Raw genomic sequence first — 16,331 nt, forward strand, 5'->3', positions numbered from 1 at the left:
CGGGTCGCGGCCCGGGGCGGCGCTGGCCGGCAGCGGCGGCGCGCCCAGCCGGATGATGTCGATTTCGGGGCAGCCGGCGGCCAGCATGTCGGCAAAGCTGTGGCGGCGCCACAGCCAGCCCGGCGCCAGCGCGGCCGACAGCAATGCGGACAACGAGACGCGCAGCCGTTGCAGACCGCTTGCGCGGGTGCGCCCCACGACGGCTTTGGTGATGTTGTGGCGGCGCACGTAGCGCACAACGGCATCCACCATGTCGCCGCCCGCCAGCGTTTCCGTGCGCGCGCCCAGGCCGTCGGCCAGCGCCAGGCTGCGCTGCATGCGCTCTTGCTCGGCCTGGGGCGTGGGCGCCGCGCGCGGCGTGTCGATGGTGACCACGTGCAGGTCGCACTCCAGTTGCTGGCTCAGGCGGTGGGCGCTGCGGATCACGTATTCCGCGTCCGCATCCGGGCCGATGCAGGCCACCACGGCTTCGCGCGTGCGCCACACCGAATCAATGGCGCGGTCGCGCCGGTAGGCTTGCACGTCGTCGTCCACGTGGTCGGCCGTGCGGCGCAGCGCCAGTTCCCGCAGCGCGATCAGGTTGCCCTTGCGAAAGAAATTGCGCGTGGCGTGGCGTGCCTGCTCGGGCAGATAGACCTTGCCTTCTTTAAGGCGCCGCAGCAGTTCATCGGCCGACAGGTCCACCAGGATGACCTCGTCGGCGGTGTCGAAGACCTCGTCCGGCACGGTTTCCCACACGCGCACGCCGGTGATGCTGCCCACGGCTTCGTTCAGGCTGTCCAGATGCTGCACGTTCAGCGTGGTCCAGACGTCGATGCCGGCGGCCAGCAATTCGTGGATGTCTTGCCAGCGCTTGGCGTGGCGCGATCCCGGCGCGTTGGAATGCGCCAGTTCGTCAACCAGCACCAGCGCGGGGCGGGCGGCCAGCGCGCCGTCCAGGTCGAATTCGCGCAGCACATGGCCGCGGTACGCCACGTCTTTCAAGGGCAGCGACGCCAGCCCATCCAGCAGGCTTGCCGTTTCGCGGCGGCCGTGGGTTTCGACAATGCCGGCCAGCACGTGCACGCCTTGTTCGGCCTGCGCGCGGGCGGCCACCAGCATGGCGTAGGTTTTGCCCACGCCGGCCGATGCGCCGAAGTACACGCGAAGCTTGCCGCGCACCGCCTGGCGCGCGGCATCGTCCAGCGTTTTCAAGAGCGCGTCGGGATCGGGACGCTCGCCAGCAATGTCAGCCATGAAGCGCAAAGTGTGGGGTGGAAAAGGCTGGCGCTACTATACGCCGCGCCGTCATGGCGCAGGGCGCGATGCATCCAGCGCCAGGTTCAACGTCAACACGTTGACGGTGGGGTCACCCAGCACGCCGATCCAGGGCTTTTCGGTGTGCGCCTGAATCAACGCATCCACTTGAGCGCGCGGCAGATGACGGAGGCGCGCCACGCGCGCGGCCTGATAGTTGGCGGCGGCCGGGCTGATGTGCGGGTCCAGCCCGCTGCCGGACGCGGTGATCAGGTCCACCGGCACCGGCGTGGAGTTGTCCGGATCGGCCGCCTTCAAGGCCGCGATGCGGTCCTGGATGGCTTGCGCCAGCGCCGGGTTGCGCGGGCCCAGGTTGGACCCCCCGGAGGCCGCGCCGTTGTACGGCATGGGCGCGGTGGCCGACGGACGGCTCCAGAAGTACCGCGGTTCGCTGAACGCCTGGCCGATCAGCGCCGACCCGACCACCTTGTCGCCCTGCGTGATGAGCGAGCCGGCCGCCTGGTGCGGGAACACCACGGCGGCCACGCCGCGCGTCAGGAAGGGGTAGGCCAGGCCGGTCACGAGCGACAGCGCGGCAAAGATGACCAGCGCGGGGCGCAGGATGCCGCCTTGGCGGGCCGGGATGGGGGCAGTGGTGGCTGCGTTTGGGGAAGTTGTGGCTTGCATGATGAATTCCTTGAATGGGGCAGGCTCCAGGCCGGCTCACCGGCGGGCGCGAGGCGCGCGCCGGGGGCCGGTAGTGGCTGGGTGCGGGTTATGTCGGGGGCACGACTGACGCGGGCTACGTGCTTATGTTGCGGGCCGGGCCGCGCCAGGCCGGGCCACGCCAGGCCGGCGCGGGCGTCACGCCCACCCCAGCGCGGCCAGCACCATGTCGACCAGCTTGATGCCGACGAACGGCACCAGCAGGCCGCCCAGGCCGTAGATCAGCAGGTTGCGGCGCAGCAGCACCGAGGCGCCCAGCGGCCGATAGCGCACGCCCTTGAGGGCCAGCGGAATCAGCACCACGATGATCAGCGCGTTGAAGATCACGGCCGACAGAATGGCCGAGGCCGGCGTGGCCAGCTGCATGATGTTCAGCACGTTCAGCTGCGGGAACACGGTGGCGAAGGCGGCCGGAATGATGGCGAAGTATTTGGCCACGTCGTTGGCCACGCTGAACGTGGTCAACGCCCCGCGCGTCATCAGCATCTGCTTGCCGATTTCGACAATTTCGATCAGCTTGGTGGGGTTTGAATCCAGGTCCACCATGTTGCCGGCTTCCTTGGCGGCCTGCGTGCCCGAGTTCATCGCCACGGCCACGTCGGCCTGCGCCAGCGCGGGTGCGTCGTTGGTGCCGTCGCCCGTCATCGCCACCAGCCGGCCTTCGGATTGATAGGCGCGAATCAGCTTCAGCTTGGCTTCGGGCGTGGCTTCGGCCAGGAAATCATCCACGCCGGCTTCGGCGGCGATGGACGCGGCGGTCAGCTTGTTATCGCCGGTGATCATCACCGTCTTGATGCCCATGCGGCGCAGCTCGGCAAAGCGCGACTGGATGCCGGGCTTGACGATGTCTTTCAGTTCGACGACGCCCAACGCGCGATTGCCGTCGCTGACCAGCAGCGGCGTGCTGCCGCGCCGGGCTACGTCTTCGGCTTGGTGCAATACGGCGTCGGGCACGCCGGCGTCCAGCGCCTTGAGCCAGGACTGTACGGCGTCTATCGCGCCCTTGCGGATCATCCGTACGCCCAGGTTCACGCCGCTCATGCGCGATTGCGCGGTGAACGGGACGAATTCCGCGTCTTCAACACGCGCGGCCGGGGCGTGCGTGGCCTTGTCGGCCAGCGCCACGATGCTGCGTCCTTCAGGCGTTTCATCAGCCAGCGAAGCCAGCCGGGCCGCGTCAGCCAATTCGCGAGCCGACACGCCCGGCGCGGGCAGGAAGGTGGACGCCTGACGGTTGCCGAAGGTGATGGTGCCAGTCTTGTCCAGCAGCAGCACGTCAACGTCGCCCGCCGCTTCAACCGCGCGGCCCGAGGTGGCGATGACGTTGGCGCTCATCATGCGGCTCATGCCCGCCACGCCGATGGCCGACAGCAGCCCGCCGATGGTGGTCGGAATCAGGCATACCAGCAGCGCCACCAGCACCGTTACGGTGACCGCCGCGCCGCCGCCCGCCGCGCTGACCGCGTAGATGGAGAAGGGCATCAGCGTCACGACCACCAGCAGGAACACCACCGTCAGGCCCACCAGCAGGATGGTCAGCGCCAATTCGTTCGGCGTCTTCTGGCGCTTGGCGCCTTCGACCATGGAGATCATGCGGTCCAGAAAGCTCTCGCCGGGGTCGGCGGCGATGCGCACGAAGATCCAGTCGGACAGCACGCGGGTGCCGCCGGTAACGGAAGAAAAGTCGCCGCCCGATTCGCGGATGACGGGCGCCGATTCGCCGGTGATGGCGCTTTCGTCCACCGAGGCCACCCCCGCGATCACCTGGCCGTCGCCGGGGATGGTTTCACCGGCTTCGACCAGCACCACGTCGTCCCGGCGCAGCAGGCCCGACGCCTGGCTGACGGCCTGGCCGCGCCATTGATCGGGATGCGCGTCGCGCGCGTCGGCATCGCGAAAGTTCTTGAGCAGGCGCGCGTTGATGGTGGTGCGCAAGCCGCGCAGCGTCGCCGCCTGCTGCTTGCCGCGCCCTTCGGCCAGGGCCTCGGCGAAGTTGGCGAATAGCACCGTGAACCACAGCCACACGGCAATGGCCAGGATGAAGCCGGCGGGGGCTTCGGCCTGGCCGCGCAGGGCCATGACCCATAGCACGGTGGTCAGGATGCTGCCCACGTACACGACGAACATGACGGGGTTCTTCAATTGCGCCGCGGGTGACAGCTTGCGCAAGCTGTCCAGCAACGCGGGCGCGACCAGCGATCGCGACCACATGCCGAAAGGGCGCTCTTGCGGGGTGACGGCGGGCGCGCGGGCGGCGCCGCCGCCTGCGCTTGAGGTTTGCATTTCAATCTTGGCCATGTTGTTTCCTAGCCTGTTGCATTCAAGGTTGCAGGTGTTCAGCGACCGGCCCCAGGGCCAGCGCGGGCACATACGTCAGCGCGCCCACCAGCAGCACCGCGCCGATCAGCAGCACCACGAAAAGCGGGCCGGTGGTGGGCATGCTGCCGGGGCCGGCGGGCAAGCGCCGCTTGGCCGCCAGCGAGCCGGCCATGGCCAGCACCGCCACGATCACGGCAAAGCGGCCAAACCACATCGCGATGCCCAGCAGCACGTTGTAGAAGGGCGTGTTGGCCGATAGCCCCGCAAACGCGCTGCCGTTGTTATTGGCGGCCGATGACAGCGCGTACAGGATTTCCGAGAAGCCGTGGATGCCCGGGTTGAGCACGCCCGCCCGGCCCGCCGATACCGACACGGCGAGCGCAGTTCCACCCAGCACCAGCAACGGGGTGACAAGGATGATGATCGACACCATCTTCATGTCGTAGGCTTCGATCTTCTTGCCCAGGTATTCCGGCGTGCGGCCGATCATCAGCCCCGCGATGAACACCGCCAGCACGGCGAAGGCCAGCATGCCGTACAGCCCGGAGCCCACGCCGCCGTAGACGACTTCGCCCAGCTGCATCTGCAACATCGGGGGCAAGCCGCCCATGGCGCTGAACGAATCGTGCATGCCATTTACCGCGCCGCAGGATGCCGCCGTGGTGATGATGGCAAAGAGCGACGTGGCGGCGATGCCGAAGCGCGATTCCTTGCCTTCCATGTTGCCGCCCGGCGTCAGGGCCGTCATGGCGCTGTCCGCGCCTGCTTGCGCCGCCATGGGGTTGGGCTGTTGTTCGAAGTAGGCGGTGGTCAGCGCAAACACGGCAAACAGCACCGTCATCGCGGCCAGGATGGCGATGCCCTGCCGGCGGCTGCCCACCATTTCGCCAAAGGTGAAGCACAGCGCGGCGGGAATCATCAGGATGGCCAGCATCTGCATGAAGTTCGCCAGCGGCGTGGGGTTCTCGAACGGGTGCGCGGAATTGGCGTTGAAGAAGCCGCCGCCGTTGGTGCCCAGCAGCTTGATGGCTTCCTGCGAGGCCACGGGGCCCATCGCCAGCGTTTGTGTCGAGGTGACGGCGGGGTCGGTCATGGCCTGGCCGGACGCGTCCAGCACCGGCTGGCCGTCGGCGCCCACGCGCGGCTGTTCGTAGTGCAGGGCTTGCACCGTCTGCACGTCCTGATACGGGCTGAAGTTCTGGATGACACCCTGGCTGACCAGCAACAGCGCCAGCACGAACGACAGTGGCAGCAGCACGTACATCGTGCAGCGGACCATGTCCGCCCAGAAGTTGCCCACGGTGGCCGAACAGTGGCGCGACAGGCCGCGTATCAACGCGAACAGCACGGCGATGCCGGTGGCGGCCGAGACAAAGTTCTGCACCGTCAGCGCCAGCATCTGCGTCAGGTAGCTCATGGTGGACTCGCCGCCATAGCCTTGCCAGTTGGTGTTGCTGACGAAACTGATGGCGGTGTTCAGCGCGGAATCCGGGCTGACGGCGCCCAGGGCCGCAGGGTTCAGCGGCAACATGCCTTGCACGCGCTGCAAGGCATAGACGACCACAATGCCGACAATGTTGAACACCAGCACGGCCACGGCGTACCGCTTCCAGCCCATTTCGGCTTGCGGGTCGATGCCCGCAAGCCGGTAGATGCCGCGCTCCAGCGGGCGGCCCCATGCGGTCAGCCTGGATTGCCCGTTTTCCATGGCGATGCGGATATAGCGCCCCAGCACGGGCGCGATCGCAAGCAGGATCGCCAGGTACAAGGCCAGCAATCCGACAAATTCGGCGGTCATCAGAATTTCTCCGGTTTGAACAGGGCCACCAGCAGGTAGACGAACAACACGGCGGCGGTCAGGCCGCTAAGCCAGTAAAGCCAGTTCATGACGGCTCTCCCCCGGACAGGGCGGCGCACAATTGCAGCAAGGCAAGCGTCGCCCCGGCCATGACGGCGAAGGCGGCGATATAGATGGCATCCACGTTTTTCCTCCCGGGAGCAACGCTCCCTTCGAACGACGGGCCTGCGCGGCAAAGGCGGATGCGCGCCGGGGCAGGCCAGGTGACCAATCAGGACACCGGCAGGTTACGGAGCAGGGGGTAAAAACGGGATATAGGTTGCGGGGTAGGATGTAAACAAGAAATAAAAATGGCGCGGGGCCCGGGGAGAGCCTGCGCACGATGGGGCGGGGAGGGCTGGGCTGTTCAGGGGCCGGGCCGGCGCGCCCGATTCCGGGCATGGCACGGTGGCGGGCGTCATATTGCGGGACGCGCCAGATTCCTGAATTCGGCTCAATTCCGACCTTTTTGCCAAAAAATCCCAATATTTAGAACTTTCCGGTCAAATAGCACCGTAGTGGTGCAGGGAATATGTAAATGAATGCTCCGTCTTAGGGCATTCCCCTAGTGTGGCATTCCCGCACTTGGTGCAGAATCTCTTCCCATGCAGGTGAGGAGACAAAGCCCTGCATGGGCAAATACCGGCGGCACCGGTACATAAAAAAAGTAAAGCAGTACTCAAAAAAAGCAAAACGCACAACGGCTGGCACCAAAGAGTGCCAGCCGTTGTCGCATAAAAAGCCTGAATTTCATTCGCAAGGGCTTTTCAGACGCAGCGTTTCGCGCTATCCAGATAGGGTCTGAAAACATCCTAGCTATGCCGAAATCCCGCGCATCTCTTTCCCCGTCCATTCCCATCCCCTATTGGCGCCGCAATCTGCGGCTGATTCTGTTGCTGCTTGTGGTCTGGGCGGCGCTGACCTTCGTGCCCGCGTTCTTCGCCCGCAGCTTGAGCTTTGATTTCATTGGATGGCCCTTCGCGTTCTGGATGGCGGCCTATGGCGCGCCGCTGGCGTATCTGATCATCGTGGGCGTCTACGCCCGGGTCATGAACCGCGCCGACGAGGCCGCCGAAGCGGCGATCGATGCGGGCGGAGGACTGGGCGCTGAAGTGGCAGCCCACGTGGGCGGCAACGGCAACGGCAATGAGCACAGCAACCGCGATCGCGCCGGCGGGGGCCGCTGATGCCTTTCAGCGGAGATACTCCACAGGAATTCAGGATCCGCCTGCGCCGTATCTATGTGCTGTACACGGCCGGCTTTGCCCTGATGATCCTGCTGATGGCGCTGGCCGAGGTCCTGGGCATGCCGCGCAACTGGATCGGCTACGTCTTCCTGCTGGTCACGGTCAGCCTGTATGCCGGCATCGGCATCGTCTGCCGCACCTCGGACCAGGTCGAATACTACGTGGCGGGCCGGCGCGTGCCTGCCATCTATAACGGCATGGCCACGGCGGCCGACTGGATGTCGGTGGCGTCGTTCATCGGCGTGGCCGGCACGCTGTACCTGACCGGCTACGGCGGGCTGGCCTACATCATGGGCTGGACCGGCGGCTACGTGCTGGTCGCCATGTTGCTGGCCCCGTATCTGCGACGGTTTGGCCAATACACCATTCCCGACTTCATGGGCGCGCGCTACGGCGGCAACATGCCCCGGATGGCGGGCGTGGCCTGCGCCATCCTGTGCTCATTCACGTATCTGGTCGCGCAAATCTACGGCGTGGGCATCATCACCACGCGCATGACGGGTATCTCGTTCGAGCTGGGCATCTTCGTGGCGCTGGGCGGCATGCTGGTGTGCTCGTTCCTGGGCGGCATGCGCGCCGTGACGTGGACGCAGGTGGGGCAGTACATCATCCTGGTCATCGCCTACCTGGTGCCGGTTGTGTGGCTGTCGGTCAAGCATACGAACATGCCGGTGCCGCAGTTGTCGGCCGGCGTGGTCTTGCAGCAGGTGACCGAAAAAGAAATCTATCTGCAGAACGACCCTTCCGAAATCGAGGTGCGGCGGCTGTGGCAGCAGCATGCCGATGAAATGGCGTCGCGCGTCCAGGCCCTGCCCGAATCGTGGACGTTGGAAAAAGACAAGCTGCGCAGCCGGCTGGCGCAGCTGAACGCGTCGGATGCGCCGATGGTCGAGATCCGTTCGGCCGAGCGCGAGCTGGCCGCGTACCCCGCCAGCGTGGAAGACGCGCGGGTGGCGTGGTCGCAGGCGCGCGCCACGTTCGAGGCGCGGGCCGCCCCGGCCACCCCGCACGCCGAGCCCTTTCCCGCCAAAGACCCCGAAGAACAACGCAACATGCGCGTCAACTTCCTGGCGCTGGTCTTGTGCCTGATGCTGGGCACGGCGGGGATGCCGCACATTCTGATGCGTTCATACACCACGCCCTCGGTCATCGAGGCGCGCAAATCGGTGTGCTGGTCGCTATTGTTCATCCTGCTGCTGTACTTCATGGCGCCCGCGCTGGCGCTGCTGGTCAAGTACGAGGTCTATACGCAGGTAGTGGGGTCGAACTTTCTCAGCCTGCCCAATTGGGTGCATGCCTGGAGCGCGGTCGACAGCAACCTGCTTGACGTGACCGACATCAATCGCGATGGCGTCGTGCAGCTAAGCGAGATCAGCATCGGCGCGGACGTGGTGGTGCTGGCGATGCCCGAGATCGGCGGCTTGCCTTATGTGATTTCGGGCCTGGTGGCGGCCGGCGGGCTTGCCGCCGCCCTGTCCACGGCCGACGGCCTGCTGCTGACGCTGTCCAATTCCTTGTCGCACGACATGTGGTACCGGATGGTCTCGCCGCGCATGTCGGCCGCGCGCCGGGTAATGGTGTCCAAGATACTGTTGCTGGTGGTGGCGTTTGGCGCGGCCTGGGTCGCGGCGCGCAAGCCTGCCGACATTCTGTTCATGGTGTCCGCGGCGTTCTCGTTCGCGGCATCGTCGTTCTTTCCCGCCCTGGTCATGGGCGTGTTCTGGCGCCGCGCCAATAAATGGGGCGCTACGCTGGGGATGGTGGCGGGGCTGCTGACGACGTTCGCGTATATGACGCACACACATCCGTGGTTGCGCGAATGGGTGCTGGGCATTTCACGCACACAGCCGGTGGACCTGTGGTGGGGCATCCAGCCGATTGCGGCCGGCGTGTTCGGCGCGCCGGTGGCTTTCCTGACGATCATCGTGGTGTCGTTGCTGACACCGCCACCGGATCGCGCGACCTTGGCGCTGGTGGATTATGTGCGGCATCCGGGCGCGCGCGATCCCGGCGAATCGCTGCCGCCCGCCAACCATCCCTAAGGGGCGCCGCAGGCATCCGCCTGCCGGTTGCCGGCGTTGGTGCACGCTTCCCACACACCCGGGGGCAGGGTCTGCAAAAGCGTGTAGACCTGGCCCGGCGCCCACAGCCAGTGCACGGCGCCGGGGTTTTTTCCCGCCGCTTCCCAGACTTGGCGGCGCTGAGCCACGCTAAGGGTGAATTGGCCGTCCGGGCCGCTATTGCCCTGCGCCAGGATGGAAGACGGATCGCGCCTGGCTCCGTAGACGTCGCCGTCTTTGCCCTTGGGCTGCACGATGGCCCAGTCGTAGTGATACGACTCCATCGCCGGCGCCGCCCAGTTCGCACCGGGCAGCACCAGGACGGCAAATTCGGATGGGCGTTCTTGATAGGGCAGCCCCAGCATCAGCTTTTCGTTGCTCCAGTCCAGCCGTTGGCGCCGATAGCGCTGGGCGGGTTGGCCTTGGTGGTCGAACTGCGTGACTTCCTGCGCATCGCCCTGGTTTTCAACATAGGAAATGGTGCGCAGCAGCCGGCCGGCGGCATCGTGCACGTAGCGCATCAGCGGCCGAGACGGGTCGCTACAAGCGTTGGCGCCGTGTTCCGCCAGCCATCCGTTGCTGTCGTAGCGCAGGCAGAAATTGGCTGAGGGGTTGGGCTTGCCCTGCGCATTCTGAGAACGTGTTTCGTAGCCGGCAAGCCGGCCGGCGCTGTCGTACTGAAAGCGGGTTTCGTAGTCGGGCTTGGGCAGCCCGGGCCGCCCGGCGGCTTGCGCGGCCCGGAGGGTGCCGGCGTCGAATTGGGCGATGCCGCACAGGTGGCGGACGCCGTCGGGGCCGCGCTCGAACCGCAGCACGGTGGGGCCAAGCGTGGCGTTGTTGTTGACGTTGGGGTTGGCGACGGCCTTGGACCCGCCGGTGAGTGCGCCGGTGAGTGCGCCGGTGGAAGCGGGCTTGGAGGCGGCGGACGGGGCGGCCATCGGATCGATCAGATACACCGACCAGTCCACCCGCTCGGCCCAGATGACCGGCGTGGCGCGTGTGCCCGTTTCCACCGCAACGGGCGGTTCCCAAGTCTTGATGCGCGAGCCGTCCAGCGCCAGCAGGGTGGCGGTTTCGTCCAGCCGTACCTGCGCCACCACGGTCTCGCGCTGGGCAGATGCGGCCATGGGCTGGCACAGCGCGTGTGCCAGCGGCGAGGCCAGCGACAGCCCGTTCAGCAGCAGCAGGCGCAGGGTGCGATCAATGTGCGGCATTGTGCAGATAGACGATCAGGCCCCAGAGTTCGCTGCTGATGCCGCCCAGGCGCAACGCCTTGTCGCGCGTGTCCATCAACAGGAAAGGGTAGGCGTCGCGTTCCAGCTTGCCGGGCGGCGGCAAGCGGTACGGTTTGAAGTGATCGGGCGACAGCAGGTAGGTGTTGGCCATGTCGCCCACGTCCACGTGCAGGTACCAGACGGTCAAATCGCCGACATCGACGGCGGCCGTGGTCTCGGGGTAGACGCCGCCCTGGCCGGCGGGGATCGCGCTGGCCAGTACGCCCATGAACACCGCGCGGGACCCGGCTTGCGGATAGTACAAACCGTCGTCGCCGCGTCGCGTGAAGGTTTGGCGGATGAAACTGGCGGCGCGCGAACCCGGCACGACGGTGCGTGCGAATCGTTCGTCCAGCTGCGCCTCGGTCAGCGGGCCGCGCGTGGCGGCAAACACATCAAGATCCTGGGTGAAATTCTGGAACCAGGCGCGATAGCGGAGCAGTTCGGCGGCGCGGTCGAAGTCCTGCGCCATGGCGTTGGCGCTCCAGAGCCCGCCCAGGCAGGCCAGGCTGACGAAGCCCAGCCAGGCAAGCCATCGGCGCCAGAGCGGCATTCCGACCACGCGCCGGCAAGCCGCGCCGGGCATTCCCGCGTCACCTACAGCGGCCGCACCCCCCGCGGCAGGCGCGGTCAATGGGATACCGACTTCGAAAACACGTTCATCACCACTACGCCCGCGATGATCAGGCCGATGCCGATCAGCGCGGGCGTGTCCAGGTGCTGCTTGAACAGCACCGCGCCCACGATGGATATCAGCACGATGCCCACGCCGGACCAGATTGCGTAGGCGATGCCCACGGGAATCTCGCGCAGTGTCAGCGACAGGAAGTAGAACGAAATCAGGTAGCCGCACACGGTGATCAGCGACGGCACCAGGCGGGTGAAGCCTTCGGAACCCTTCAACGCGCTGGTGGCGAAGATCTCGGCGACGATCGCCACGCCCAGGTACAGCCATTTCATTTGCGTGACCCTTCGGATTGCCGCAGCAGCACCAGCAGCGCACCGGCGCCGCCTTCGCGTTCGGGCGCCTCGGAAAACGCCAACACTTCGTTCTTTTGCACCAGCCAGGTCCGCGCCTTGTCTTTCAGCACGGGCTCCAGCCCTTCGGACCCGTAGCCCTTGCCATGCACGATGCGCACGCAGCGGATGCCGTGGTCCTGGCATTCGTCCAGAAACGACAGCAGCGCGTGGCGCGCCTGCTCGACGCGCAGCCCGTGCAGATCCAGCTCTGCGCCCGCGCGCCATTGGCCACGCCGCAAGTTGCGCGCGGTGTCCGGCGCCGCGTCACTGCGCACAAAGGCGGTGCCGCCTTCGGACAACAGGTGCGTGATTTCGCCACCATCCGACACGCCCACATCCGCGCGCGATGGTGTTTCGCCCAGCGCGTTGGCGCGGCGCAACGCCGGGGCAGGCTCCGCCACGGGTTGGTGTTCGACCCGGGCGTCCTGCTTGATGGGCGTGACGGACTTCATCGTGCGCTGAAACGCCGCCATGTCGTCCATGGGGGCGGTTTCAGGCTTCTTGATGGCCGCAACCCGCTTGGCCAGCGCTTCGCGTTCGCGCTCGGCCTGCAGGTCTTTCTTCAGGCGTTTCAGGTCGGCCAGGCCGACCTTACTGCCCCGCATTCTCCAACCACCGTTGGGCGTCCAGCGCGGCCATGCAACCCGTGCCGGCGCTGGTGATGGCTTGGCGATAGACGTGGTCCTGCACGTCGCCGGCGGCGAACACGCCGGGCACGGACGTCATCGTGGCCATGCCGGACAAGCCGCTCTTGGTGACGATGTAGCCGTCCTTCATTTCCAGCTGGCCCTGGAAGATTTCCGTGTTGGGCTGGTGGCCGATGGCGATGAACGCGCCGGTAACCGGCATGTCTTCCGTGACGCCGGTGTCCACGTGGCGTACGCGCACGCCGGTTACACCGCTGTTGTCGCCCAGCACTTCTTCCAGCGTATGGAACAGCTTCAGTTCCATGTTGCCGTTCTCGACCTTGGACATCAGCTTGTCCACCAGGATGGGTTCGGCGCGGAACTTGTCGCGGCGATGGATCAGGGTGACCTTGCGGCAGATGTTGGACAGGTACAGGGCTTCCTCCACGGCGGTATTGCCGCCGCCGACCACGACCACGTCCTGGTTCCGATAGAAGAAACCGTCGCAGGTGGCGCAGCCCGACACGCCGCGGCCCATGAAGGCCTCTTCGGACGGCAGGCCCAGGTATTTGGCCGATGCGCCGGTCGCGATGATCAGGGCGTCGCAGGTGTAGACCTTGCCGGTGTCGCCTGTCAGCGTGAACGGACGCTTAGACAGATCGACCTTGGCGATGTGGTCAAACAGCATTTCGGTGTTGAAGCGTTCGGCGTGCTTCTGAAAGCGCTGCATCAGGTCCGGACCCTGGACGCCATCCGCGTCGGCGGGCCAGTTATCGACGTCCGTGGTGGTCATCAACTGGCCGCCTTGGGCCAGACCTGTAACAAGGACGGGGCTCAGGTTGGCGCGGGCCGCATAGACGGCCGCCGTGTAACCGGCGGGGCCGGAACCGAGTATCAAAACTTTAGCGTGCGTGGGCGTGGACATGGGCGGGTATCTTTAGGTTAACGCCCAATTATAATGAGCCGCATGCCGCGTATCTCCACAGCTTCCCCGCGCGCCTCGCGCAACACCCGCAACGGTCCTTCGCCGCTACAAACGCGTATCTCCGCGTTGCTGCGCGAAGCCCGCTGGATCCTATTTGCCGCCCTGGCGGCCTGGCTGACTCTGGTGCTGGCCACCTGGAGCGCGTCCGACCCTGGCTGGTCGCACTCGGTGCCCGGCGACGTGGTGCGCAATCACGGCGGTCGGCTTGGCGCCTATCTGGCAGACATCCTGCTATATCTATTTGGCTTTTCCGCCTGGTGGTGGGTCATTCTGCTGCTGCATCGCGTGCGCGCGGGTTATCGGCGCCTGGCCAGCCAGCTTAAGGTAACTAACAGTAAGCAACCGGAAGTGCTGCCACGCGTCCATTGGGAAGAGGGCATTGGCTTCTTCCTGTTGATGGTGGGGTCGCTGGGCATGGAAGCCCTGCGCTTGTCCAGCCGAGGCACGCATCTGCCCGGCGCGTCCGAAACGGCAAGCGGCGCCGGCGGTGTCATCGGCCACACCTTGGCCGACCTGATCAGCCGCAGCATTGGTTTTACGGGCAGCACGCTGGCTTTCCTGGTCATGCTGGCCATCGGCCTGAGCCTGTTTTTCTCGTTTTCGTGGTTGGCCGTGGCCGAACGCGTGGGTTCCTGGCTGGAAGGCCTGGTGCGCCGCGTCCGCAATTCCTACGCCGCGCGCGAAGACCGCAAGGTGGGCCAGGTGGCCAAGGCCGTGCGCACCGAGCAAGTCGTGGCCAAGCAGGAAAAGCTGGTGCACGAACAACCGGTGCGGATCGAACCCGCCATTACCGTGGTGCCCAAGTCCGAGCGGGTCGAAAAAGAAAAGCAGCAGTCGCTGTTCTTCGCGCCCGCCGGTGGCGCCGAAGGCGACCTGCCTGCGATCAGCCTGCTGGACCCCCCGCTGACCAACCAGGAAACGGTGTCGGCCGAGACCATCGAATTCACCTCGCGCCTGATCGAAAAGAAGCTGGCCGACTTCGGTGTGTCCGTCACCGTGGTGGCGGCCCAGGCGGGCCCGGTCATCACGCGCTACGAAATCGAGCCGGCCACCGGCGTCAAGGGCAGCCAGATCGTCAATCTGGCCAAGGACCTGGCGCGCGCCTTGAGCCTGGTCAGCATCCGGGTGGTGGAAACCATACCGGGCAAGAACCTGATGGGCCTGGAACTGCCCAACCCGCGCCGTCAGATGGTGCGCCTGTCGGAAATCCTGGGGTCGCAGACCTATCACGCCAGCCATTCCGTCGTGACGATGGCGCTGGGCAAGGACATTGCCGGCAACCCCGTCGTGGCCGACCTGGCCAAGATGCCCCACCTGCTGGTGGCGGGCACCACGGGGTCGGGCAAGTCGGTGGGGATCAACGCCATGATCCTGTCCTTGCTGTACAAGGCCGACGCCTCGCACACGCGCCTGATCCTGATCGATCCGAAGATGCTTGAAATGAGCGTCTACGAAGGCATTCCGCACCTGCTGGCGCCGGTTGTCACCGACATGCGCCAGGCCGCCAACGCGCTGAACTGGTGCGTGGGCGAAATGGAAAAGCGCTATCGCCTGATGAGCAAGATGGGCGTGCGCAACCTGGCCGGCTACAACACCAAGATTCGCGACGCCATCAAGCGCGAGGAACCCATCCCGAATCCGTTCTCGCTGACGCCCGACCAGCCCGAGCCGCTGGCCCCGCTGCCCACCATCGTGGTGGTCATCGACGAATTGGCCGACTTGATGATGGTGGTGGGCAAGAAGATCGAAGAACTGATTGCCCGCCTGGCGCAGAAGGCGCGCGCCGCCGGTATCCACCTGATCCTGGCCACGCAGCGTCCCAGCGTGGACGTCATCACCGGTTTGATCAAGGCCAACATCCCGACGCGCATCGCGTTCCAGGTGTCGTCCAAGATCGATTCCCGCACCATTCTTGACCAGATGGGCGCCGAAACCCTGCTGGGCCAGGGCGACATGCTTTACATGCCGCCTGGCACCGGCTTGCCCGTGCGCGTGCACGGCGCGTTCTGCAGCGACGACGAAGTGCACCGCGTGGTGGAAAGCCTGAAGGCGCAAGGCGAGCCCAACTACATCGAAGGCCTGCTGGAAGGCGGCGTCGAGGGCGATAACGGCGAAGGCGCCAGCAGCGTCACCGGCATCGGTGGCGACGCGGAATCCGACCCGATGTACGACCAGGCCTGCGAAGTGGTGCTCAAGCACCGCCGCGCCTCGATTTCGCTGGTGCAGCGCCACCTGCGCATCGGTTACAACCGCGCGGCCCGGTTACTGGAGCAGATGGAGCAATCGGGTATGGTGTCGGCGATGCAGTCCAATGGCAATCGCGAGATCCTGGTCCCCGCCGCTGCCGCCGCCCGAGAGGAAGCCTGATGAAGACGTTTCACCGCCTGGCCGTTGTCGCCGCCCTGAGCCTGGCGCCCGCGCTGACGTTCGCCGCCAGCGCGCAAGAGCAGTTGAAGTCGTTCGTGGCCACGGTCACGTCGGCCACCGGTTCGTTCTCGCAGTACACCGTGAACAACCAGGGCCGCACGCAGCCCGCCCAGACCGGCGTGTTTTCATTCCAGCGCCCGGGCAAGTTCAAGTGGGCGGTGCAAAAGCCCTATGAGCAGTTGGTGGTGTCCGACGGGCGCGTGCTGTTCCAGTTCGACCCGGATCTGGCTCAGGTTACCGAACGCAAGGTGGACGCCGCCATCGGCACGTCACCGGCCGCGATCCTGTTCGGATCGGGTTCGCTGGAACAGTCGTTCGATGTGTCGGCCTTGCCGTCCAAGGACGGCGTGGACTGGCTGCGCGCCAAGCCGCGCACAGCCGACGCGGGCTTTTCGCGCGTGGATATCGGCATGAAAGACAACCTGCCCGTGCGAGTCGAACTGCTGGATTCCTTCGGCCAGACGACGCGCGTGGACTTGTCGTCCATTGCCGCCAACCCCAGCCTGCCCGCCAAGGAATTCCAATTCACCGCGCCCAAGGGCGTGGACATCGTCAAGATGTAAGGCCGCGGCGC

At 66.0% G+C, this 16,331-nt stretch carries 14 protein-coding genes; 4 read left to right on the top strand and 10 right to left on the bottom strand.

Going from position 1 to position 16,331, the window contains the following annotated elements:
- From ACNPP0_RS13935 to kdpF, 5 genes are all read right to left on the bottom strand, one after another.
- The coding region (locus tag ACNPP0_RS13935) for an adenine nucleotide alpha hydrolase family protein (protein WP_527892670.1) at positions 1 to 1,236 on the bottom strand (1,236 nt) is incomplete at its 3' end.
- Between the two features lie 51 nt (positions 1,237 to 1,287).
- The gene (gene kdpC, locus ACNPP0_RS13940; RefSeq protein WP_332612644.1) at positions 1,288 to 1,923 is read right to left on the bottom strand and encodes a potassium-transporting ATPase subunit KdpC; all 636 of its coding nucleotides are present in this window, start codon (positions 1,921 to 1,923) and stop codon (positions 1,288 to 1,290) included.
- 177 nt (positions 1,924 to 2,100) lie between these two features.
- On the bottom strand, positions 2,101 to 4,260 hold the full coding sequence (gene kdpB, locus ACNPP0_RS13945) for a potassium-transporting ATPase subunit KdpB (protein ID WP_448706213.1): 2,160 nt from the start codon (positions 4,258 to 4,260) through the stop codon (positions 2,101 to 2,103).
- 22 nt (positions 4,261 to 4,282) lie between these two features.
- Positions 4,283 to 6,079: a potassium-transporting ATPase subunit KdpA gene (gene kdpA / locus ACNPP0_RS13950; RefSeq protein ID WP_448706215.1), complete on the bottom strand. Its 1,797-nt coding sequence runs from the start codon at positions 6,077 to 6,079 to the stop codon at positions 4,283 to 4,285.
- On the bottom strand, positions 6,079 to 6,168 hold the full coding sequence (kdpF, locus tag ACNPP0_RS13955; protein ID WP_046803392.1) for a K(+)-transporting ATPase subunit F: 90 nt from the start codon (positions 6,166 to 6,168) through the stop codon (positions 6,079 to 6,081). The genes kdpA and kdpF overlap by 1 nt, the downstream gene beginning before the upstream one ends.
- 768 nt (positions 6,169 to 6,936) lie before the next feature.
- Here kdpF and ACNPP0_RS13960 point away from each other — a divergent pair.
- Positions 6,937 to 7,305 carry a DUF4212 domain-containing protein gene (locus tag ACNPP0_RS13960; RefSeq protein WP_448706216.1) on the top strand — a complete coding sequence of 123 codons (369 nt, stop codon included), beginning with the start codon at positions 6,937 to 6,939 and terminating at the stop codon, positions 7,303 to 7,305.
- Positions 7,305 to 9,407 carry a sodium:solute symporter family protein gene (locus ACNPP0_RS13965; RefSeq protein WP_448706217.1) on the top strand — a complete coding sequence of 701 codons (2,103 nt, stop codon included), beginning with the start codon at positions 7,305 to 7,307 and terminating at the stop codon, positions 9,405 to 9,407. Before ACNPP0_RS13960 ends, ACNPP0_RS13965 begins: the two co-directional genes overlap by 1 nt.
- On the opposite strand, the gene ACNPP0_RS13970 is transcribed toward ACNPP0_RS13965, so the two are convergent.
- The 5 genes from ACNPP0_RS13970 to trxB all read right to left on the bottom strand — a co-directional run bounded on the left by ACNPP0_RS13970 (position 9,404) and on the right by trxB (position 13,270).
- Positions 9,404 to 10,639, bottom strand: a complete 1,236-nt coding sequence (locus tag ACNPP0_RS13970) for a hypothetical protein (RefSeq protein ID WP_448706218.1) — start codon at positions 10,637 to 10,639, stop codon at positions 9,404 to 9,406. The genes ACNPP0_RS13965 and ACNPP0_RS13970 overlap by 4 nt on opposite strands.
- Positions 10,626 to 11,252 (bottom strand): hypothetical protein, encoded by a 627-nt coding sequence (locus tag ACNPP0_RS13975; protein ID WP_448706219.1) that lies wholly within the window; start codon positions 11,250 to 11,252, stop codon positions 10,626 to 10,628. The genes ACNPP0_RS13970 and ACNPP0_RS13975 overlap by 14 nt, the downstream gene beginning before the upstream one ends.
- 77 nt (positions 11,253 to 11,329) lie before the next feature.
- Positions 11,330 to 11,659 (bottom strand): DMT family transporter, encoded by a 330-nt coding sequence (locus ACNPP0_RS13980; RefSeq protein ID WP_332612637.1) that lies wholly within the window; start codon positions 11,657 to 11,659, stop codon positions 11,330 to 11,332.
- The gene (locus ACNPP0_RS13985; RefSeq protein WP_448706220.1) at positions 11,656 to 12,324 is read right to left on the bottom strand and encodes a Smr/MutS family protein; all 669 of its coding nucleotides are present in this window, start codon (positions 12,322 to 12,324) and stop codon (positions 11,656 to 11,658) included. Before ACNPP0_RS13985 ends, ACNPP0_RS13980 begins: the two co-directional genes overlap by 4 nt.
- Positions 12,311 to 13,270: a thioredoxin-disulfide reductase gene (trxB, locus tag ACNPP0_RS13990; protein WP_332612635.1), complete on the bottom strand. Its 960-nt coding sequence runs from the start codon at positions 13,268 to 13,270 to the stop codon at positions 12,311 to 12,313. Before trxB ends, ACNPP0_RS13985 begins: the two co-directional genes overlap by 14 nt.
- 42 nt (positions 13,271 to 13,312) lie before the next feature.
- Here trxB and ACNPP0_RS13995 point away from each other — a divergent pair, with 42 nt between their 5' ends.
- Positions 13,313 to 15,697 carry a DNA translocase FtsK gene (locus ACNPP0_RS13995; protein WP_332612634.1) on the top strand — a complete coding sequence of 795 codons (2,385 nt, stop codon included), beginning with the start codon at positions 13,313 to 13,315 and terminating at the stop codon, positions 15,695 to 15,697.
- On the top strand, positions 15,697 to 16,320 hold the full coding sequence (gene lolA / locus ACNPP0_RS14000) for an outer membrane lipoprotein chaperone LolA (protein ID WP_046803384.1): 624 nt from the start codon (positions 15,697 to 15,699) through the stop codon (positions 16,318 to 16,320). The genes ACNPP0_RS13995 and lolA overlap by 1 nt, the downstream gene beginning before the upstream one ends.
- The last annotated feature ends 11 nt before the right edge of the window (positions 16,321 to 16,331 follow it).

This window comes from Achromobacter semiaridum, from assembly GCF_053543755.1.